The sequence below is a fragment of the Arthrobacter roseus genome, from assembly GCF_016907875.1.
Lineage (GTDB): Bacteria > Actinomycetota > Actinomycetes > Actinomycetales > Micrococcaceae > Arthrobacter_J > Arthrobacter_J roseus.
This window is the reverse complement of record NZ_JAFBCU010000001.1, coordinates 718,776-738,990: the sequence shown is the minus strand read 5'-3', so window position 1 is coordinate 738,990 and position 20,215 is coordinate 718,776. Positions and strand designations below refer to the sequence as shown.

At 61.7% G+C, this 20,215-nt stretch carries 16 protein-coding genes; 11 read left to right on the top strand and 5 right to left on the bottom strand.

The genetic code is table 11. The features are described 5' to 3' along the window. Positions 1–59 precede the first annotated feature (59 nt). Genes JOE65_RS03895 through JOE65_RS03880 form a run of 4 tightly spaced genes read left to right on the top strand, consistent with a single transcriptional unit; the run spans position 60 to position 6,207 of the window. Positions 60–1,715 (top strand): xanthine dehydrogenase small subunit, encoded by a 1,656-nt coding sequence (locus tag JOE65_RS03895; protein WP_205162004.1) that lies wholly within the window; start codon positions 60–62, stop codon positions 1,713–1,715. Then, positions 1,712–4,081, top strand: a complete 2,370-nt coding sequence (gene xdhB, locus JOE65_RS03890) for a xanthine dehydrogenase molybdopterin binding subunit (protein WP_205162003.1) — start codon at positions 1,712–1,714, stop codon at positions 4,079–4,081. The genes JOE65_RS03895 and xdhB overlap by 4 nt, the downstream gene beginning before the upstream one ends. Before the next feature lie 15 nt (positions 4,082–4,096). Next, complete coding sequence (xdhC, locus tag JOE65_RS03885; RefSeq protein ID WP_205162002.1) at positions 4,097–4,900, top strand: xanthine dehydrogenase accessory protein XdhC; 804 nt, start codon at positions 4,097–4,099, stop codon at positions 4,898–4,900. Then, positions 4,897–6,207 carry a guanine deaminase gene (locus JOE65_RS03880; protein ID WP_205162001.1) on the top strand — a complete coding sequence of 437 codons (1,311 nt, stop codon included), beginning with the start codon at positions 4,897–4,899 and terminating at the stop codon, positions 6,205–6,207. The genes xdhC and JOE65_RS03880 overlap by 4 nt, the downstream gene beginning before the upstream one ends. 39 nt (positions 6,208–6,246) lie before the next feature. Here the strand turns inward: JOE65_RS03880 and JOE65_RS03875 are convergent, their stop codons facing one another. Continuing rightward, positions 6,247–7,536 (bottom strand): AI-2E family transporter, encoded by a 1,290-nt coding sequence (locus JOE65_RS03875; protein WP_205162000.1) that lies wholly within the window; start codon positions 7,534–7,536, stop codon positions 6,247–6,249. 329 nt (positions 7,537–7,865) lie between these two features. Between JOE65_RS03875 and JOE65_RS03870 the strand changes: the two genes are divergently transcribed. From JOE65_RS03870 to JOE65_RS03855, 4 genes are all read left to right on the top strand, one after another. Continuing rightward, complete coding sequence (locus tag JOE65_RS03870; protein ID WP_205161999.1) at positions 7,866–9,923, top strand: copper-translocating P-type ATPase; 2,058 nt, start codon at positions 7,866–7,868, stop codon at positions 9,921–9,923. Next, a complete protein-coding gene (locus JOE65_RS03865; protein WP_205161998.1) occupies positions 9,898–10,347 on the top strand; it encodes a DUF6153 family protein in 450 nt (149 codons plus the stop codon). The genes JOE65_RS03870 and JOE65_RS03865 overlap by 26 nt, the downstream gene beginning before the upstream one ends. A gap of 57 nt (positions 10,348–10,404) precedes the next feature. Then, positions 10,405–11,031 (top strand): DUF305 domain-containing protein, encoded by a 627-nt coding sequence (locus JOE65_RS03860; RefSeq protein ID WP_205161997.1) that lies wholly within the window; start codon positions 10,405–10,407, stop codon positions 11,029–11,031. A gap of 90 nt (positions 11,032–11,121) precedes the next feature. Then, positions 11,122–11,985 carry a F510_1955 family glycosylhydrolase gene (locus JOE65_RS03855; protein WP_239536610.1) on the top strand — a complete coding sequence of 288 codons (864 nt, stop codon included), beginning with the start codon at positions 11,122–11,124 and terminating at the stop codon, positions 11,983–11,985. Here JOE65_RS03855 and JOE65_RS03850 read toward each other — a convergent pair. The 3 genes from JOE65_RS03850 to JOE65_RS03840 form a co-directional block, all read right to left on the bottom strand. After that, positions 11,965–12,576, bottom strand: a complete 612-nt coding sequence (locus tag JOE65_RS03850) for a hypothetical protein (RefSeq protein ID WP_205161996.1) — start codon at positions 12,574–12,576, stop codon at positions 11,965–11,967. The two genes, JOE65_RS03855 and JOE65_RS03850, sit on opposite strands and share 21 nt — an antisense overlap. A gap of 244 nt (positions 12,577–12,820) precedes the next feature. After that, positions 12,821–14,035: an acyl-CoA dehydrogenase family protein gene (locus JOE65_RS03845; RefSeq protein WP_205161995.1), complete on the bottom strand. Its 1,215-nt coding sequence runs from the start codon at positions 14,033–14,035 to the stop codon at positions 12,821–12,823. 20 nt (positions 14,036–14,055) lie between these two features. Further along, positions 14,056–14,829, bottom strand: coding sequence for a 3-hydroxyacyl-CoA dehydrogenase (locus tag JOE65_RS03840; protein ID WP_205161994.1), 774 nt, complete (start codon positions 14,827–14,829; stop codon positions 14,056–14,058). A 130-nt stretch (positions 14,830–14,959) separates the two neighbouring features. On the opposite strand from JOE65_RS03840, the gene JOE65_RS03835 reads away from it, so the two are divergent. Continuing rightward, a complete protein-coding gene (locus JOE65_RS03835) occupies positions 14,960–16,117 on the top strand; it encodes a glycoside hydrolase family 76 protein (RefSeq protein ID WP_205161993.1) in 1,158 nt (385 codons plus the stop codon). On the opposite strand, the gene JOE65_RS03830 is transcribed toward JOE65_RS03835, so the two are convergent. Next, positions 16,110–17,300, bottom strand: coding sequence for an aminotransferase class V-fold PLP-dependent enzyme (locus JOE65_RS03830; protein ID WP_205161992.1), 1,191 nt, complete (start codon positions 17,298–17,300; stop codon positions 16,110–16,112). The two genes, JOE65_RS03835 and JOE65_RS03830, sit on opposite strands and share 8 nt — an antisense overlap. A gap of 227 nt (positions 17,301–17,527) precedes the next feature. On the opposite strand from JOE65_RS03830, the gene JOE65_RS03825 reads away from it, so the two are divergent. Together JOE65_RS03825 and JOE65_RS03820 are read left to right on the top strand one after the other, a co-directional pair. Further along, positions 17,528–18,577 carry an iron ABC transporter substrate-binding protein gene (locus JOE65_RS03825; protein WP_205164006.1) on the top strand — a complete coding sequence of 350 codons (1,050 nt, stop codon included), beginning with the start codon at positions 17,528–17,530 and terminating at the stop codon, positions 18,575–18,577. Between the two features lie 44 nt (positions 18,578–18,621). Beyond that, positions 18,622–20,205: an ABC transporter permease gene (locus JOE65_RS03820; protein WP_420827484.1), complete on the top strand. Its 1,584-nt coding sequence runs from the start codon at positions 18,622–18,624 to the stop codon at positions 20,203–20,205. The last annotated feature ends 10 nt before the right edge of the window (positions 20,206–20,215 follow it).

Here is a 20,215-nt window from a genome sequence, read left to right as displayed (position 1 = left end):
ACCAGTGCTGTTACGCATTGGGTCTACACCGTTGCTGGATAGGACGAAGGTGGGTTGCCATGACCGGAACCGTTGATCAAGCCGAACCGGACGCGGCTGCCACAGCGTTGACCGTCAACGGCGGCGAAATGTCCGTCGCGGGTGTCGCTCCGCACACGACCACCTTGCAGTGGCTGCGGGCCAGTGGGATCACGGGCCCCAAAGAGGGATGCGCGGAAGGAGAGTGCGGAGCCTGCGCGGTGATGATCTCCCGCCCCGACGGAGACGGTGGCACCCGCTGGACCTCGATCAACTCGTGCCTCGTGCCCGCCGCGGTGCTCGCCGGTCAGGAGATCTACACGGCGGAAGGGCTGGCCTCCTCCGACGCGCTGCACCCGGTTCAACAAGAGATGATCCAGCGGGGCGGCTCCCAGTGCGGTTATTGCACGCCTGGTTTCGTCTCCTCGATGGCCGCTGAATACTACCGTGAAGACCGCGCCGGGTGCGCGTGCGGCTCGGGTGGTTGCGGTTCGGCCCCCACGACATCCGACATCGTCTCCACCGCACGCTCCGTTCCCTCCGGGAACGGACTTCCCTGGCCGCTCGTCGTGGACGACGCTGCCCAGCGCCTCGAGTCCGGGCTGCCTCCGCGGATCGAGGCGGACCAGGACGCCAAGACCGAACCGGCCACGAGGTACGAATCGACTTCGAAGCACGAACCGGAGGTGGGACCCAATGGATTCGATCTGCACGCACTCTCTGGCAACCTGTGCCGGTGCACCGGATACCGGCCGATCCGCGACGCGGCTTTCGCCCTCGGTGAGATCGATCCCGATGATCCGATCGCCCAGCGCCGTGACCGGCCAGCGCCAACGAGCCGACCACTGCGCATCGAAACCCCGGGCAGCATCTTCGTGCGTCCGGCGGATCTCGATGAGGCCCTTGGCCTTCTCGCCGGAACACCGGAGGCCGTCCTGCTCGCAGGCTCGACGGACTGGGGTGTCGAGCTGACGATCAAACATCGGCGCGCCCCGCTGACGATCGCAATTGACCAGCTACCCGAATTGCGCCAGTTCAAGGTCGCTGACGACCACATCGAGATCGGCGCGGCGCTCACCCTGTCGGAGGTCGAACGCCTCCTCGGTGGTTCGGTGCCCCTGCTCGCCCAGGTCTTTCCGCTTTTCGCCTCCCAGCTGATCCGAAATGCTGCGACGATCGGTGGGAACCTGGGCACTGGATCCCCTATTGGTGATATTGCCCCCGCGCTCCTCGCCCTCGACGCCGAACTCGTGCTCAGCTCACCGCGTGGCGATCGGACGGTGGCGCTGGCCGACTACTTCACCGGTTACCGAGAGAGCGTGCGAGCCGCCGATGAACTCATCCGCGCAGTGCGCATCCCGACGCCGGTCGCAACGCTAAGCCGGTTCTATAAGGTTGCCAAACGTAAGTTCGACGACATCTCCTCAGTGGCGGTGGCCATTGCCGCTACTGCCACTGACGACACGATCGAACACATCCGCATCGGGGTGGGCGGCGCCGCGGCCACGACGCTCCGCGCTCAGCGCACCGAGGCAGCACTGATTGGCAAGCCCTGGGCGGCCGAGACTTTCGAGGCCGCCGCCGACGTCATGAAAGCAGAAGGGACACCAATGTCCGACCACCGGGCCAGCGCCGCGTACCGCAGTGCGACGCTCGCCCAATCCATCCGTCGCTTCTACGCGGAGGCCGCATCATGAATCCGTTCTCGTCCCGCCCCCTGGCCGAGATCCCAGACGGTAGCGCCGTCGGGCTCATCGTGCCGCACGAGGCCGCCTGGGAACACGTCACAGGTCGGGCGCTATACACCGACGACCTTCCCCACCGATCAACCAATGTCCTTCACGCGTGGCCGCTACAGGTGTTCGTCGCACACGCCCGCATTGACTCCCTCGATACGTCCACGGCCACGACCATGCGAGGGGTTGTCCGTGTGCTCACCGCCGAGGATGTGCCCGGCATCAACGATTACGGTGACATCGGCGACGAGACCCTCTTCCCCGATGAGGTCCAGTACCACGGGCAACCCGTGGCCTGGGTGCTCGCTGAGACCCTCGAGGAAGCGCGCCTGGCCAGCGAAGCCATCAAGATCTCCTACACGGAGCTACCGTCCATCATCACAACTCAGGAGGCCATCGCCGCCGGGCAGTTCCAGGGGCCGACTGGAACTCTCCACCGCGGCGACGCGGACGCTGCTCTCGCGACTGCTCCACACCGCCTCAGCGGTGGGATCGACATCCAGGGCCAGGAGCACTTCTATCTCGAGACCCAGGCATCGTTCGCGACAGTCGACGAGAGTGGCCAGGTCTTCATCCAGTCCTCGACCCAGGCCCCAAGCCACACGCAGGAGGTCGCTGCACGGGTCCTCGGCGTCTCGTCGAGTCAGGTCACCGTGCAGTGCCTGCGCATGGGAGGTGGTTTCGGTGGCAAGGAGACGAACGCGAACGCGTTCGCATCCGTCGCGGCTCTGGGCGCCGTAATGACCGGCCGTCCCGTGAGCGTGCGCCTCAACCGGACCCAGGATCTGACCATGACCGGCAAGCGCGGCGGCTTCCATGCCACGTGGGAGGCTGGCCTGGACGACGAGGGACACATCCTCGCGTACAAGGCCGTGCTGACCGCCGATGGCGGTTTCAGCCTCGATCTCTCTCCTGCCGTGGTTAGCCGCGCGCTGTGCCACGTCGACAACGCCTACTATCTGCCCAACGTCCACGTGGTCGGCCGGGTCGCGCGGACGAACAAAACCTCGCACACGGCATTCCGTGGTTTCGGCGCCCCAGCCGGAATGATCGTGACCGAGGATCTTCTGGGTCAGGCGGCCACGAAGCTGGGTATCGGCGAGGAGGAGATCCGCCGTCGGAACTTCTATGCCCCAGGCCAGACCACCCCCTACGAACAGGTGGTCAGCCAGGCCGAGCGCATGGACGACATCTGGCACAAGCTGAAGAAGACGAGCGATTATGAGGCCCGACTTCTCGACGTCGCCGAATTCAACGCCCGGCACGAGCACGTCAAGCGGGCCCTGGCCATCACTCCGGTGAAGTTCGGCGTCTCGTTCAACAAGCCGTTTCTGAACCAGGCCGGCGCTCTCGTGCTCGTCTACCGGGACGGGTCGGTGCTCATCAACCACGGCGGCACCGAAATGGGCCAGGGTCTGCACACGAAGATGTTGCAAGTTGCTGCGACCGCGCTCGGCCTCCCGCTGCGGCGGGTCCGCCTCGCTCCGACCCGGACCGACAAGGTGCCGAACACCTCGGCCACGTCTGCTTCGACCGGCTCCGACCTCAACGGTGGTGCGGTCAAGAACGCCTGCGAGATCATCCTCGACCGGCTTGCACCGGTAGCGGGCGGCATGCTCGGCGTCCACGCAAACGACGTACGCATCACAGGCGAGGTCGTCAGCGGTTTGGGATCGGACAAGAGCATGACCTGGGGCGAGCTCGTCGAGGCGGCGTACTTCCAGCGAGTGTCCTTGTCGGCGACCGGCTATTTCCGCACGGAGGGGCTCTACTTCGATTCGAAGACTTACAAGGGCAACGCGTTCAAGTACTACGCCCGTGGGGCCGCGGTCGCCGAGGTCGAGGTCGATGGGTACACCGGCGCCTACACCACGCGGCAGGTGGACCTGCTTCACGACGTCGGCAGTTCACTCTCTCCCTTGATCGACCTCGGACAGGTCGAGGGCGCATTCGTTCAGGGCGTCGGCTGGCTCACCCAGGAGGACCTGCGCTGGGACACCAGCGATGGGCCACACCGCGGCAAGCTGCTGACGCAGGCAGCGAGCACCTACAAACTGCCGTCGTTCTCAGAGTTGCCGCAGGTGTTCAACGTCGACCTGTACGTGCACCCCACCGACGATGGCAGCGTGTACGGTTCGAAGGCCGTGGGTGAGCCACCCCTCATGCTCGCAATCGCGGTGCGGGAGGCGCTGCGGGCCGCCGCCGCGGCCTTCGGTGAGCCGGGACGCCAGGTCGAGTTGCCTTCCCCGGCCACCCCGGAGGCTGTGTACTGGGCCCTCGACCAGGCGCGCCAGCCCGTCCCCTCGCCGGCCCTCGCGGCTGAATGATACGGGCGAAGCATCATGGACTGGATCAGCGGTCTGACTCGCGCTCGCGCTGCCGGGACGGCAGGTGTGCTAGCGACCATCGTCGAGGTCCGCGGGCACTCACCCCGCGAGGTCGGCGCGAAGATGTTCATTGCAGCCGACACGGCGTCGGGAAGCATTGGCGGCGGCAATATGGAGGCCACTGTCACCCACCGTGCGCGCACGCTGCTGACTGACGGAGCGGAGGCGGTGGTGGAAGTCGAGTTCGGCCTCAATGAACACGCACGGGTGGCCTATGGAACCCAGTGTTGCGGGGGCATTGTGCGGGTACTCCTTGAACCGATCGGGCGGCGCCCCACCGTTGCGATCTTCGGCGCCGGCCACGTCGGCAAAGAACTGGCACGTATCCTCAGCCGGAACGAGATCATCCTCCACCTTGCCGACTCCCGGCAGGGTATAGTCGACGAGGCTCTCGCCGCCACGCTCGAGACGGGACCGGCGACAGTGCACCTCCATACCCTTCCTGCCCCCGAGACACTCATTGTGAGCCTCCCGAATGCCTCGCATGTTCTCATCCTCACCCACGACCACGCCGAAGACCTGTTGCTCTGCGACGCAGCCCTCCGACGCGAAGGACTCGGGAGCATCGGGGTCATTGGATCCGGCGCTAAATGGGCCCGGTTTCGCCTGAAACTCGCGGCCGAGGGACACCCCGAATCGGCCATCGAACGTATCCAGTGCCCCATCGGTGTCCCCGATGTCACCGGGAAACACCCTGCCGTCATCGCCATCAGTGTCGCTGCCGACCTCATGCGCGCCTTTCAGAAAGTTGCGCCATGACCACCGACGAACTTGCAGCGCCGACGATCTTCCATGGCCGAATCCTCGACACACCCGAGGACCCCTTCGATGGCGGCGAGCTCCGCGCCGAGGAGTGTGCGCTCGTCGTCTCCGACGGCGTCATCACCTTCCGCGGCTCTCTCGCGAAAGCGCAACAACAGAATCCTTCCGCGCCGGTCACCGGTGTGGACGGAGTGTTGCTGCCTGGGCTGGTCGACACCCATGTGCACTACCCTCAGCTGCGGATCATTGGTGGACTCGGGATGCCGCTGCTGGAATGGCTCGAACGCTGCGCACTGCCGGAAGAGGCACGCATGGCCGATCTGGCCTATGCCGAGGTGGTCGCCGGTGAGTTCGTGGGCGGGCTGATCAGCGCCGGCACCACCACGGCCCTGTCCTTCGGCGCCCACTACGCCCCCGCCACTGATGCCCTGTTCCGCGCCGCGCACGAGACCGGTATGCGGATGACCGCGGGCCTGGTCGTCGCCGACCAAGAGCTACGGGAGGACCTTCTCACCACCCCGGAACGGGCCGCCAGCGAGGCAGCTGGGCTGATTGAAACCTGGCACGGAAAGGGGAAGCTGCGGTACGCCGTCACGCCGCGGTTCGCACTCTCGGCGAGCGCGAATCTGCTCGACTCCTGCCGGGACACCCTGACGAGTTCACCGGATCTGTTCTTCACCTCCCACGTGAATGAGAACAAGGCAGAGATGGCCGCCGTGGCCGGACTGTTCCCGACCTCGTCGAATTACAGTGACGTCTACGACCAGCACGGCCTGCTCGGGCCGCGCAGCCTACTCGCCCACAACGTGCACCCGACCGACGTCGAGCTGGCGCGGCTCAGCGAGACCGGTACAGCGGTTTCCCACTGCCCCTCCTCAAACTCCGCCCTGGGTAGTGGCCTGTTCCCGCTGCGGCGGCACCTGCAAGCCGGCGTGCGAGTCTCCCTGGGGTCCGACGTCGGTGCCGGCACCGGATTCAGCCAGTTCAAGGAGGGCCTACAGGCCTACTTCCATCAGCAGCTGCAACCGGACGGCGTACCACTGACCCCCGCGCACCTCCTCCACCTCGCCACGCGGTCCGGTGCCCGGGCGCTCGGCTATGCCGACGTCGGACACCTCAGCGTCGGTGCTGTCTTCGACGCGATCGAAGTCCACCCGCCATCCGGATCACCCCTCAACGCCATTTTGCGGCACGCTGAAAGCGCTGAGCGCGCCCTCGCCGCAGTCTTCGCCAACGGCACAAGCGCAGACATCAACCGCGTTTGGATGAGTGGAGTGTTGGCTCATAGCCGTGCACAAAAGTGACCGGGGAAAGTAATGAGCACCTCTCCGTTGATAAGCGGGTCAGTCTCGAGCTCGATCGCTAGTGCCTTCAAGTCGGCTAGCGCCATGCCCATCGGGCTGGATGTCGCGGTCCGCGGGGGCGGTACCGTCAGCATCGCCGTCGCCCATTGCATCCCCGTCGTCGTGTTCCGTTCCAGCATCCGCCATGCCTGCGTCCGCGGCGCACGGGTGGGCAGGGGTGAACGACTGGTCCCGCACGTAGCGCAGCACCACAATGGCGACAGCAGCGATGGGTACGGCGAGGAAGGCCCCTGCGATACCGAACAGAGTCCCTGCCACCGTGACTGACGCGAGCACTACGGCGGGGTGGATCTTGAGCGTACGGCCCACGAGAACCGGTTGGAGTAAATTACTCTCTAGTTGCTGGACAAGGACCACTATGCCGAGGACTATGAGCCCCGTTACCCAGCCGTCGGAGATGAGAGCAATCAACGCTGCCAGCAGACCGGTGGTGACGGCGCCCACGATGGGGATGAATGCGGCAAAGAAGATGAGCACCGTCAGCGGCATCGCCAGCGGAATGTCCAGGATCCACAGACCGAGTCCAATAAAAACGGCGTCGACCAGGGCCACAGCAGCTTGAGCTCCGATATAGCCAGAGAGAGTACTCCACGCTTGAGTTGAGATAGCCCGTATGTGCTTGTATGCGGCGGCATTGGTCCAATGTGCTGCCCATGGCAACACGCGATCCCCGTCCTTGAGACAGAAGAACACGAAAACAAGAACCAGCAGGGTGGTTACGACCGCCGAGGTCAGCAGCCCCAGGCTCGTGTAGATGCCCGAGGTCACACCGGAAACGATGGCGGTAGTGTTTTCCCGGACCTGCTCTACCGCCGTGTCCAGGAGGTTATTCAGGTCCGCATCCTGCAGGTTGAAAGGCGGTTGAGTAAACGTCCGACTCAATTCGGTCAAAGTCACCTGTGCGTGCTCCGCCAGCTCCGCTGATTCTGAAATCAGCGCCGGAACCATCCACCGGATGATGGCGTACAGAGAGGTAAGGACCAGAACTACGGTCAGCAGCGCCGCCAACGGCTTCGGTAGAAAGCGCCGAAACGCCCGGTTAACTGGCCACAGAATGCTGCTGAGTAACAACGCAAGCAGTATCGGGAAAGCTACCGACCAGAGATACCCGATGGTGTACCAGAGGACCACGAGTCCGACGACGATGACTATGCCCCCTGCCACCCAGCGGACAGTGCTGGCAAAGCCTGCGGTTAAGCCCCTACGTCTGTTTACCGAATCCCCATGCGCCGGGTTGGCTTCCGGGCCGACGTCGCGTGTCGTATCCATCTTCTTATCCTGCCCCACTCGCGGGCTGATGCGCGGCGTCAGAGGAAATGGCGATAGCGTGCCGTTAGTCGGCATCACGCAGATGCAACACACTTTCCCCTATACCCCCTAGGGGTATAAAGTGGAGCTCACTACAGTATTTACTCTCTCCACACCTAAGGAATCCATATGTGCGACACAACAACGCCCGAACCAGCTCTCACAGCAGAGGAGCCGGAGGGGTGTGCTTGCCGCACACCCGAGCCCGACGTCGACCCCGTCGCAGTGGAGGGGCGGACCAAAGGACCACCGCCTAGGTGAATTCAGCTCGGACAAGGAAGGACATCGCAATGGAACATGAGAAGCATGAGTCCGGTCAGCACGCTGGCCACAGCGCCGCGATGTTCAAAAACAAGTTCTGGCTGAGCCTGGTTCTGGCCATCCCGGTTGTTCTGTTCAGCCAAATGTTTGCCTCATTCCTCGGCTACACGGTGGCCGAATTTCCAGGCGCATCTTGGATTTCCCCGGTTCTGGGCACGGTCATCTTCGTCTACGGCGGTGCACCGTTCCTGAGAGGCGGGATGGCGGAGCTAAAATCGCGTCAGCCCGGAATGATGCTGCTGATTGCGATGGCTATAACGGTAGCGTTTGGCGCGTCCTGGGTGACCACACTGGGCATCGGAGCGTTCAATCTGGACTTCTGGTGGGAACTTGCCCTACTTGTCGTCATCATGTTGCTGGGCCATTGGATGGAAATGCGGGCACTGGGCTCAGCGACCGGAGCCCTTGACGCCCTCGCCGCGCTACTGCCTGACGAGGCGGACCGCGTTACCTCCAACGGCGTCGAAACGGTTCTCGCAAGCTCACTTGCGGTTGACGACGTCGTCCTGGTCCGCTCAGGGGCGAGGGTTCCCGCGGACGGGGAAATCGTTGCAGGCGAAGCCGAATTGGACGAATCCATGATTACCGGTGAGTCGCGGACTGTGAGCCGGGCTGTTGGCGAAACCGTGGTCGCGGGGACGGTCGCGACCGATAATTCCGTCAGGATGAAAGTCACCGCGGTGGACGCAGATACCACGCTGGCAGGCATCCAGCGACTAGTCTCCGCTGCCCAGGAATCTTCTTCGAAGGCGCAGGCGCTGGCTGATCGTGCTGCGGCGCTACTGTTCTACTTCGCTCTCGGTGCGGGCATCATCACGTTCATCGTTTGGCTCCTTCTGGGAAGTGCAGATGACGCGGTGATCCGCACCGTCACCGTTCTGGTCATCGCCTGCCCCCATGCCCTGGGCTTGGCCATACCGTTGGTCATCGCCATCTCGACGGAGCGTGCCTCCAAGGCAGGTGTCCTGATCAAGAATCGGATGGCACTGGAACGGATGCGCACTATCGATGTGGTGCTCTTCGACAAGACCGGCACGTTGACGGAAGGCCAGCACGCTGTGACCGGCACGTCGACAGCCAATGGCGTCAGCATCGCCGACCTGCTCGCATTGGCCGCAGCGGCTGAATCAGCGAGTGAACATCCTGTTGCCCGAGCGATAGTCCGGGCCGCGGAAGACGATACCGATGCTGCTGCACTGGCCTACGCGGGAACCGAATTTACCTCGCTGACAGGCCGTGGAGTACGCGCCCGCGTGAACGGCACGGATATAGCCGTTGGTGGACCAAATATGCTTCGAGACCTCGAACTCCCCTCCCCTGATGAGATCACCGCCAGCACCGAAGAATGGGTCTCCCGGGGCGCCAGCGTATTACATGTGATTCAGGACGGCAGAATTGTTGGAGCCCTCCGGCTAGAAGACCGCGTTCGCGACGAGTCACGTGCAGCCGTGAGCGCACTGCAGCAACGCGGCGTCAAAGTAGCGATGATCACCGGCGACGCCGACCAAGTGGCGCAAGCTGTGGCCAAGGACCTTGGAATCGACGAGGTCTTCGCCGACGTGCTGCCCGAAGACAAGGACAAGAAGGTCACGGAGCTTCAACAACGCGGTCTAAAAGTGGCCATGGTCGGAGACGGGGTCAACGATTCTCCGGCATTGGCACGAGCCGAGGTGGGTATCGCGATCGGTGCGGGCACCGATGTCGCTATGGAATCTGCCGGCGTCGTCCTCATTGGCAATGACCCCCGCTCGGTGTTGTCCATGATTGACCTCTCCCGGGCCAGCTACCGCAAAATGATCCAAAATCTCATTTGGGCCGCCGGCTACAACGTCGTGGCCGTCCCGCTGGCAGCCGGCGTTCTGGCTTTCGCCGGGTTTGTCCTCTCGCCCGCCGTGGGGGCTGTCCTCATGTCGATTTCCACTATCGTTGTTGCATTGAATGCGCAGCTGCTGCGCCGCACAAATCTGGATCCATCAAGCATCACCAAGGAAGGGACGGATAGTGAAAGTACGTCGCTCACGCGCTGATTCCTCGTCTCTTCCGACCACCGCCCTCACCATGGCCAGGGTGGCCGCCGTCGTCATCGGGATACTGGCAATGCATATGTGGATGGGCGCGGGAATGGGCGGTCAGGAGACGCCTAATCACGCCACGTCGGCGGTAGTCACGAGTCCATTCCACACCGGCCAAAACCACTTGATGGCACCGCCGACGGCGCACGAGATGCCCTCCCCCGCTGGCGCGGTATTCGCTATGGACTGTGGCGGCGAGATGATCGCTGGCGCCTGCGCCATGATGTTCCTGGTCATCAGCATCGTGGTTGCGCTGGCCCTGAGAAGCCGCTCGAACTACCGCGTGGCTCACTACCGTGTGCTTCCACGAATAACGCTTCCTCATCGAACCCGGCCGTACACGCCGTCACTGGTTCAGCTCTGCATCAGTCGGACATAAAAATCGCTGTGCCCTCGACGATGCAAACTCTCAAGAACCTCTGCAATGGACACCGATATGACGCGTTATCTTTCCATCTCAGCCCTCGCCGTTGCTGCAACGATCGCTTTAGCCGGTTGCGGCTCCAACGACAATCCGAGCACTGCGCCATCGCCTGGAACTGACGCCAGTTCCACAGCTGGTCCCAACCAAAACGCCTCCGAGCAACATAACGATGTGGACGTCATGTTCGCCCAAATGATGATTCCGCACCACCGTCAGGCGGTTGAGATGAGCGAGATCGTTCTAGCGAAGGACTCCATCAGTCCCGAAGTCAGCGCCCTCGCGACCAGGATCAAGGATGCTCAGGCACCAGAAATTGAAACGATGACCGGCTGGCTCGATTCTTGGGGCGAACAGGCTGAAATGTCAGGAAGCATGGAAGGCCACGATATGGGCGGTTCCAGCGATATGCAGGGCATGATGACGGAGGACCAAGTCGCTGAATTGAAAGCCGCCGAAGGCGAAGCAGCAGCAAAGATATTCCTCACCTCAATGACCGCCCACCACAACGGCGCCGTTGAGATGGCACAGGACGAGATCGAGGATGGTCAGTACCCTGACGCTATCGCCCTGGCGGAGACCATCATGGAATCTCAGCAGGCCGAAATTGAGGAAATGGAAGCCCTTCTGGCCGACCTCTAGGACTCGGTTGCTGGCCGGAAGGCGCACTACTCCAGGAGCCTTCCCGCCAGCGCACCGCCCCTAACATTCCAACAAGTCAGGGACTCAACAATGTCTAAAAAATTAGCTCCACAGCGCAAAAGTTTCTACGTGGTAACCGTCGCTGCTGTCCTGTCCGCACTGGTCCTGTCCGCATGTGGGACACCGTCCTCCGCGCCGGACAAAGACACAGTCCCTGATGGCTATCCCACCGGACATGTCCACGGAATGAGCGTCGATCCCGCTGCTGATCAAATCCTGCTTGCCACTCACGACGGGCTGTACAACGTTTCGTCCCGTCCTGCGGAGCGGATAGGTCCCGTCATCGATCTGATGGGCTTCACCGCCAACGAGGAGGGAACGCTCTACGCATCCGGACACCCCGGTCCTGGTACCGATATGCCCAACCCGGTCGGGTTGATCAGATCTACGGATAAGGGCCGTAGTTGGCAACCGATGTCACGGCAAGGCGAGACCGATTTCCACGCCCTCGCTGCTGCAGGCAACAAATTTGTTGGCTTCGACGGGGACGTATTGAGCAGTGTGGACGGCCGCCAGTGGAAACCTTCTGCGACGCAATTTCAAGCCTTTGACCTATCCGGCACTCACTCAAGCGGTGTCGTCCTGGCAACATCTGCAGAAGGGCTGTACCGATCAACGGATGCCGGTGGTTCGTGGAGCGGCGTTGATGGAAGCCCGCGCTTGTTGTTGACGGCAATGGACGGAAACCTTGCGGCTGGGGTTACACCCGCTGGCGAAATCTACACTAGTGAAGACGCAGGACTTACCTGGGAAGCAAAGAGCTCTATCCAGGAGAGCCCCACTGCGCTCGCTGCCCACTCCGTTGGCGGAGTTCTGGAGATCTGGGTTGCCGCTGACGTCGACGTACGAGTTTCACGTGATGGCGGCGACACCTTAACCAGGCTGGAACCGTGAATCGAAGAAGCCAGCGTCAACACTAGTGAGCGATTCGTTTTCGGGACTCCCTGCTCCGGTGTTTAGACGCAAACCTTCCTCGCCGGCCAGTACGATCTTCATCGTTGTTTCAGCTGTGAAGTCGCGGGCACCGTCGGTATAGGTGATTCTCATTGCGTCGGCTTGGCCATCGGTGCCCGTCGCGGGAAGGGATAGCGTGACGATCACATTCGCCACGTCGCCTGGGGCCAAGGTGAAGTTGTCCAGTTTTATCCGGCGTTCCCAGTTTGCTATGTCACGCGGGTCATCCGATACGGTGCTGGCTGATCCCAGAACCTCATCTTCCATCCGTTCGATCAGCATGATGTAGCTATCTTCATGCGTCAGCCCCGTGGCCCGGACTAATTCCACCTCGGTGATTGATAGGTTGCCGTCACCGTCATTGTGGACCACGTCGCCGATGGCGGCGAAGCCTTTGGCTAGGGCCGGAGTACAGAGCGTCGACGAATCCCCGCCTGCCCGCATTGGTCCGTCTGTCCCCACAACCAAACAATCAGAGGTAAGAGCAGCCAGTGCGAACAGCATTGTGATGAGTTTGGCAGATCTGTTCATGTCGACCTTCACTGAGCGTGCTCTTGGTGAGGTTTAGACGGCAAAGAGAGGCGTGCCAGACCATGTCTCATACCCCCGTCTCGGATGAGACATGAGTGAAGTACACCACTTGATTGGCCTACGTACAATGTGTTTCCTCGATAGGATCCGCTGGGACGCTGTCTAGCACGCGGCCGCGGAGATACCTCAGCGACAGCTACTACCTTGTCCTGGCAGCCGTCCGATCAGCTCGCGGGAGGAGCCGTCACACGATGGCGGAAATCCCCGTAATGTCCCGGCCCACAATGAGGGTGTTGATTTCGAACGAGCCCTCGTAGGTGTAAATGGCCTCCGCATCGGCAAAGATCTTCGCCATGCGGTAGTCGGTGACAATCCCGTTCCCGCCCAGAATGGAACGGCCATGGGCCACAGACTCACGCATTCGGGCCGAGGTATAAGACTTCGCGAGCGCCGCCTGCGGCATACCCGCACCAGCGCCGTCGTCGTCCCCTGCTTCCTGAAGCTGAGCCACGCGGGCCATCATCCCCATGCTGGCCACCGTGTTACCCAATATCTGCACCAATTGGCTCTGAATCAACTGGAAGGAGGCAATGGGACGGCCAAACTGTAAACGCTCAAGGGCATAAGACCGTGCAGTGTCGAATGCAGCCAGCTGCTGACCAACGGTCTGCCATCCCACCATGATGCGCGAGCCACGCAGCAGATGATTTGTGTCCTTGAAGCTGTTGATGCCGACAAAGCGGTCCGTCTCGGCAATACGCACATCATCGAAGACGACGTCCGCGTTCTGCACAGTACGCAGCGCGGTCTTGTTCTCGATCTTCCGAGCGTTGAACCCATCGAGCCGCGCATCGACAATAAACCCGCGAACCTCGCCCGTGTCTGTGTCCCGCGCCCACACGAGCATGTAATCGCAGAACGTGCCGTTGCCGATCCAGCGTTTGGCCCCGTTCAGGATCCAACTGTCGCCATCTCTGGTGGCCGTCGTCGTCATGCCGCCGGCGACGTCGGACCCGTGATCAGGTTCAGTGAGGGCAAAGGCGCCGGTGATGCGCAGATTCATGGCGTCATCGAGCAGGCGGTCCTTCTGTTCCTCCGTGCCAAAGCGATGCAGAGATTCAACGAACAGGTCATGGTGAACCATGAAGAACGTGGCAATGGAGGTGTCAGCTCGCGTCATCTCGGCAATGACCAGCCCAGCGAAAAGGTGGCTGTACCCCTGCTGGACGGGCGTACTCAACCCCAGCGCACCCAGTTTAGGCAGCAGGTCAGCGGGGAAATGCTCACGGTTCCACCAGTCCGCTGCATGAGGAGTCACCTCCGCAGCGAGAAACTCCCGAACCTCCACAAGTTTGCGTTGCTCCCGATCGGAGAGCAGCGCTTCAAAATCGAAGAAGTCAGCGCTCGGCAAGGTATCAGCGGCGCTCGGCAATGAGCCCACCCTTTCTGTCACTGTCATAGAGGTGCGAGACGCTCCTCTTATTTCGGCGCCATGCGGATAGCTCCATCCAGACGGATGGTTTCACCGTTGAGCATCTGGTTTTCGATAATGTGTTGGGCGAGCTGCGCGTATTCGCTGGGCTTACCCAACCGGGAAGGGTGCGGGACCTGGTTGCCCAATGAATCCTGCGCTTCTTGCGGAAGACCAGCCATCATCGGGGTTTCGAAGATTCCGGGGGCGACGGTGACCACGCGGATCAGGGAGCGGGCAAACTCGCGGGCCAATGGCAGTGTCATAGCGGCTACGGCGCCCTTGGACGCGGCGTACGCGGGCTGGCCGATCTGTCCGTCGAAAGCGGCGACCGATGCGGTATTGATGATGACTCCGCGTTCCTGTGTCCCGTTGACCTCGACCGGTTCTGTGGCGGCGATGGCCTCGGCTGCGAGACGGATGACATTAAACGTACCCACGAGGTTGATCTGGATGACCTTGTTGAACTGTTCCAGCGGAAGCACGCCGTCACGACCCAGGACCTTACCCGGCGTTGCAACGCCTGCGCAGTTCACCACGATCCGCAGTTGCCCGAGCTCAGTAGCCACGCGGACAGCTTCGCGGACCTCGTCTTCGTTCGTGACATCGGCCGGGGCAAAGCGCGCACGCTCACCCAGTTCGCTGGCAAAATCCTGGCCCTTCGACTGGGGCAGGTCCACGAGCACAACGGACGCGCCGGCGTCGTACAGCCTGCGGGCCGTTGCCGCACCAAGTCCAGATGCGCCACCAGTGATGAGCGCTACGCTGCCTGAGATGTCCATGAGTCCTCCTCGGAAGAGTTCCAAATCCATATCGAGCCTACTGTGACGGCGACCACCAAGCACGCACCGCCCACAAAATTGTGCAGACTGCTCGGTATCGACTCTACGACCCCACAGCTAGGGTGATGACATGCTCAACTCTCAGCCCGCCAGCAGCGCCAATCAACCGGACCTGTCGGTAGCAGCATTCCGCGCAGACGTTGCCGCACGATCCGTGGTGGATCACTTCGGCCACCGATTCCTCGGTATCCCGGGCACCCACCTTGGATCCATCAAACACCCCGCTACCCGGTTAGAATCCGTGGCCGAATGGCACTACTGGTGGCAGGCCCACTACGTCGATTGCCTGGTGGACACCGGACTGCGCGAGCTGGCAACAGGAACCAGGTTCGACGGGGAGCACCGCCCGAGCGCAGGAGCGCTTGCATCGCATCTGGTAAGGACCATTCGCCTGCGGAATTTCCTCCGGTACACCAACTGGTTCTATGACGATATGGCATGGCTGGCTCTTGCAGCAGAACGCCTGGATAACCTCGCCAAAGCCACCAACAGTGGTGGGCGCGAGCGCAATCAGCAGGCAACTAACGCTCTGCGGCGGGCGCTGGAGTCCGCGCACACTCATCAGCTCGGCGGCGGGATCTTCTGGAATACCAAACGCGACTTCAAGAACACTCCGGCAACCGCGCCAGCCGCGTTGTTCTTTGCGCGGCAGGGACAGCGGAAGCGTGCGCAGGAACTGATCGACTGGCTCAACAATTCGTTGCTCGACGGACAACGCGGTCTGTATCTGGACGGCCTGAAGATCCGCGGAACGGAGACAGTGCTGGAGTCGGCGGTCTATTCCTATAACCAGGGACCTGTGCTCGGTGCGTTGTTGGAATTAGGGGGTGTCGACAACCTAGACCGGGCTGCTGCACTCGTGATCGCCGTGGAACAGCACCTGTCCGTCGACGGCGTTCTCTTGACTCACGGACATGGCGACGGAGGGCTCTTCACGGGAATTCTCGTCCGGTATCTGGCCGTCGCCGCCACTGACCACCGGCTGCCTGAAGAAGTCCGCGGCGCCGCCATCCGTATGGTTCAAGCCACGGCGGACGCCCTGTGGGAGGGCCGGCGCGAACGGACCATCCGCAAAGGACTGCTGGGCCGACGTCGGACTGTCACCATCTTTTCCTCCGCGCCAGAGAAACCGGCCGAGGAAATTTATCCGCCGGAAGCCGCCGTCGAGCTGTCCACGCAGTTGCAGGCCTGGATGACGCTGGAGGCTGCGGCCACCAGCGCTACTTAGCGATTTTAGCCAGCGCAGAGCAGAGATGATCAATCTCTTCGAACGTGTTGTAATGGGCGATCCCCACCCGGACGGCTTCCCCCTTAAAGGGAAGTACCTCAGGAAGCCCAACCTCATAATTAAAATTGTGCTTCCAGACAGAGATTCTTTCTTCAACGAGCTTCCGAGAAATCGTCTCCGCATCTATGCCAGGAGCCGTCAGCAAGAAGGTCGGTACTCGTTGCTCTAGAGGCGGGCCATATACGGTGAAGTCCGTTGAAAGAGTATTCAAAAAATGGTGTGCAAGACTCCTTTCGTAGGGTTCAATCGCTTCAAATCCGCCGATGGAGTCGATGTAATCGAGCGAAGCGCACAGCCCGGCTAGAAGTTCAAACGGTCGGGTGCCATTTTCGAATCGGCCGCCCAACGGGTGCTCTTCTCGGGCTTGGACTTTATAGGCACGCCATTGATCGGCAACCCGGGGTTCAAGGTGCGCCATGCCCATATGGGGGCCGCAGAGCTTGTAAGGAGACGCCAGGACAACATCCGCACCGACGGCACGAACGTCCATCTTTTGATGAGCGGCATAATGCACGGCGTCGACCCACGCGATAGCCCCAACTGAGTGTGCTATTTCGCAGATTTCAGCAATATCGGCGATTGAACCAACAGTATTTGCAGCCCACGGGAACGCAATAATCTTCGTTCGATCGGTCACCAGCGACCCCAGGTGGTCCACGTCGATCCGAAAATCTTCGGTCAGGTTGCACGTCCGGACCACGAAGTCCCGATCAATCGCGAGCTCTCTCCAGGGAGCGACGTTACCTTCGTGGTCGAGTCGCGTGACGATGATTTCGTCGCCGGGTTCAAAGTGACGCGTAGCTGCACGGCTGAGGATGAAGGTAAGCGCTGTCATGCTACCGCCGAAAGCAATATTGTCGGCGTCGCCTCCGAAGAATTCGGCGGCGCGTTCCCGCGACTTCGTCACCAGGTCGGTGAGTGTTTGCGCAGTAGGGTCGTAGCCGCCGGTGTTACCACTGGCTTCCCGCATCAGCCTTGCCATCGCGTCCCCGACCTCATCGGGAACCTGGCTACCGGCAGGGGCGTCGAAAAAGGTGAACCCTCCCTCTCGGAGCGAAGTGAACCGGGAACGGACGGCGTTGATATCGAAGCCGCGGGCAACGCTGTCGTGATTCATAGACATATACGTAGTGAACCTCTCCTTCGAGTACAAGCTAGTCAATCACAATGATCTCTAGGTGATCGGCGTCCGGAGCTGTAATTAGGTCATACAATGATTTCCTAAGTCATGTGATTCTCCTCACATGCGGCCATTTTTGGTGGTTTCTTAAGGGTTGCCTAACCTACAGTGAATCGAGCAGGTTCGGCAGCGCCGCCGAACCTCCCCTCATGCCATTCGAAAGGGTATCGATGAACTTCCGTTTCAAGTCAGCTTCGCTTGTTGCCATCGCAGCAGCCGCCGTCCTTGGGCTCAGCGCCTGTGGGTCCGGAGAGACCGCCACCGAGAATCCCAACAGCTCCGCTGAGAGCGCCGGCGAAATCACCGTCTACAACGCCCAGCACGAATCCATGACCAAAGCATGGGCCGATGCCTTCACCGAGGAAACCGGGATCAAGGTCACACTGCGCAAGGGCAGCGACACCGAGATGAGCAACCAGATCATTGCCGAAGGTGAGAAGTCTCCGGCAGACGTCTTCATCACGGAGAACTCCCCAGCCATGGCGCAGCTCGCCAACGAGGACCTCTTCGATCCCATCTCAGACACCGTCACGGAACAGGTCCCCGAACAGTACCGACCATCCACCGATGCCTGGACCGGCGTCGCCGCCCGCTCCACCGTGTTTGTCTACAACAAGGACATGCTCAAAGAAGCGGACCTGCCGAAGTCCATCATGGACTTGGCCAAGCCGGAGTGGAAAGGCAAATGGGGTGCCTCACCCTCAGGTGCTGACTACCAGGCCATCGTCTCCGCCATGCTGGAACTCGAAGGCGAAGAAGCCACGGCCAAATGGCTCGAAGGCATGAAGGAAAACTCAAAAGCATACAAGGGCAACAGCGCTGTCATGAAGGCCGTCAACGCCGGAGAAATCGCCGGCGGCGTGATCTACCACTACTACTACTTCGGCGACCAGGCCAAGACTGGTGAGAACTCCGGCAACGTAGTTCAGCACTACTTCAAGAACGAAGATCCGGGTGCGTTTGTCTCCGTCTCCGGCGCTGGCGTTCTGAAGTCATCGGAGAACAAGGAAGCTGCCCACAAGTTCGTTGAGTACATCACCTCCACAGAGGGCCAGAACATGCTCAGCGAAGGCACCGACTGGGAGTACCCAGTGGGCAAGGACGTTGAACCGCGCGAAGGACTCGTCCCGCTCGAAGAGCTTGAAGCACCCAAGGTTGACCCGTCCAAGCTCAACAGCGAAAAGGTCGTCGAACTCATGACGGCGGCAGGCCTAATCTAGAACGGTGCCACTAAACACCACAGCACCACACCGGATCGGCCCCTGTGAGCAATAAACCAGGGGCCGGCACGACGACGGCGCGTCACCCGAAGGGGGGCTGGAGCAAACGCTCCGGTCCCCCTGTGGGCGTACTCACCGTCGGAATCCTCATCAGCCTCGGCACGCTCATCCCCCTTGGATTCGTTGCCGTCATGACGGTCAACACCGGCTGGGAAACCGCCTATAACCTGATCGTCAGGCCACGCGTTGCTCACCTGCTGCTCAATACCGTGCTCCTCACCCTTGTCACAGTGCCGCTCTGCATCGCGATCGGTGTGTTGGGCGCTTGGCTGGTGGAACGCACGTCGTTGCCGGGCGCCAAGGCGTGGGCGCTGATCCTCGCAGCTCCACTGGCTGTCCCGGCGTTCGTCAATAGCTATGCCTGGGTCAGCACCATCCCCTCACTCTCAGGGCTGTGGTCCGGCGTCCTGATCTCCGTACTGTCCTACTACCCGCTGGTCTACATCCCCACCGCCGCGATGCTGCGCCGGATGGACCCGGCCATCGAACAGTCCGCGGCCTCTCTGGGGCTCGGCCCCTGGAACGTCTTCCGGCGCGTGGTCCTGCCACAGCTGTGGATCCCGATCATCGGCGGCGCACTCCTGGTGGGGCTGCACCTCCTGTCCGAATACGGCGCCTTCGCCATGATCCGCTTCGAAACGTTCACCACCGCGATCATGGTCCAGTACCAATCCACCTTCAACAGCTCCGCCGCAAACATGCTGGCCAGCGTCCTGGTGTTTCTCTGCCTGCTGCTCCTTCTCACCGAGACAAGCATCCGTGGAAACGCCCGCTACGCACGGATCGGCTCCGGCGTAGCCTCCACCCCCACCATCTTGCCCCTTGGCCGCTGGAGAATTCCGGCAATCGCCGTCGTCGTCGTCATCACCGTCCTAGCCCTCGGGGTCCCTCTGGTGAACGTATTTCGCTGGTTACTGGCCGGTGGGAGTCGCATCTGGAACACCCCTGAGCTCACGACGGCGGTCCTCCAGACACTCGGGTATGGGCTGACCGGCGCCATCGCAACCACAATCCTCGCGTTCCCCATTGCCTGGCTCGCCGTCCGGTACAGCGGACCAGCAACGCGCTTCATTGAAGGACTGAACTACGTCACCAGTTCCATGCCAGGGATTGTGGTCGGTCTGGCCCTGATCACCGTGACCATCAACTTTGCGTTCCCCCTGTACCAAACCGCGCCGGTTGTCATCGCCGCCTACGTGCTGCTGTTCATGCCACGCGCACTGGTCACCCTACGAACCGGCCTGTCGCAGGCACCGCGCGAACTCGAAGAAGCGTCCCGGGCACTTGGCCATTCACCACTGTCATCGTTCTTTCGGGTTACGCTTCGACTCACGGCGCCCGCCGCTGCCGGTGGCGCAGCCCTGGTGTTCCTTGCCGTCAGCACCGAACTCACCGCCACGCTGCTGTTGGCACCCACCGGGGTACATACCCTCGCCACCCAGTTCTGGTCGCTCACCTCCGAAATCGACTACGCCGGCGCCGCACCCTACGCGCTCGCCATGATCGTGCTCTCCCTGCCGATGACCTACCTGCTGTACTCACAGTCGCAAAAGGCCGCTGGACTATGAACACTGAAGG

Coding starts and splice junctions, on each gene's coding strand:
- JOE65_RS03895 (WP_205162004.1), top strand. CDS start 60: ATGACCGGAACCGTTGATCAAGCCGAACCGGACGCGGCTGCCACAGCG.
- xdhB (WP_205162003.1), top strand. CDS start 1,712: ATGAATCCGTTCTCGTCCCGCCCCCTGGCCGAGATCCCAGACGGTAGC.
- xdhC (WP_205162002.1), top strand. CDS start 4,097: ATGGACTGGATCAGCGGTCTGACTCGCGCTCGCGCTGCCGGGACGGCA.
- JOE65_RS03880 (WP_205162001.1), top strand. CDS start 4,897: ATGACCACCGACGAACTTGCAGCGCCGACGATCTTCCATGGCCGAATC.
- JOE65_RS03875 (WP_205162000.1), bottom strand. CDS start 7,536: ATGGATACGACACGCGACGTCGGCCCGGAAGCCAACCCGGCGCATGGG.
- JOE65_RS03870 (WP_205161999.1), top strand. CDS start 7,866: ATGGAACATGAGAAGCATGAGTCCGGTCAGCACGCTGGCCACAGCGCC.
- JOE65_RS03860 (WP_205161997.1), top strand. CDS start 10,405: ATGACGCGTTATCTTTCCATCTCAGCCCTCGCCGTTGCTGCAACGATC.
- JOE65_RS03855 (WP_239536610.1), top strand. CDS start 11,122: ATGTCTAAAAAATTAGCTCCACAGCGCAAAAGTTTCTACGTGGTAACC.
- JOE65_RS03850 (WP_205161996.1), bottom strand. CDS start 12,576: ATGAACAGATCTGCCAAACTCATCACAATGCTGTTCGCACTGGCTGCT.
- JOE65_RS03845 (WP_205161995.1), bottom strand. CDS start 14,035: ATGACAGTGACAGAAAGGGTGGGCTCATTGCCGAGCGCCGCTGATACC.
- JOE65_RS03840 (WP_205161994.1), bottom strand. CDS start 14,829: ATGGACATCTCAGGCAGCGTAGCGCTCATCACTGGTGGCGCATCTGGA.
- JOE65_RS03835 (WP_205161993.1), top strand. CDS start 14,960: ATGCTCAACTCTCAGCCCGCCAGCAGCGCCAATCAACCGGACCTGTCG.
- JOE65_RS03830 (WP_205161992.1), bottom strand. CDS start 17,300: ATGTCTATGAATCACGACAGCGTTGCCCGCGGCTTCGATATCAACGCC.
- JOE65_RS03825 (WP_205164006.1), top strand. CDS start 17,528: ATGAACTTCCGTTTCAAGTCAGCTTCGCTTGTTGCCATCGCAGCAGCC.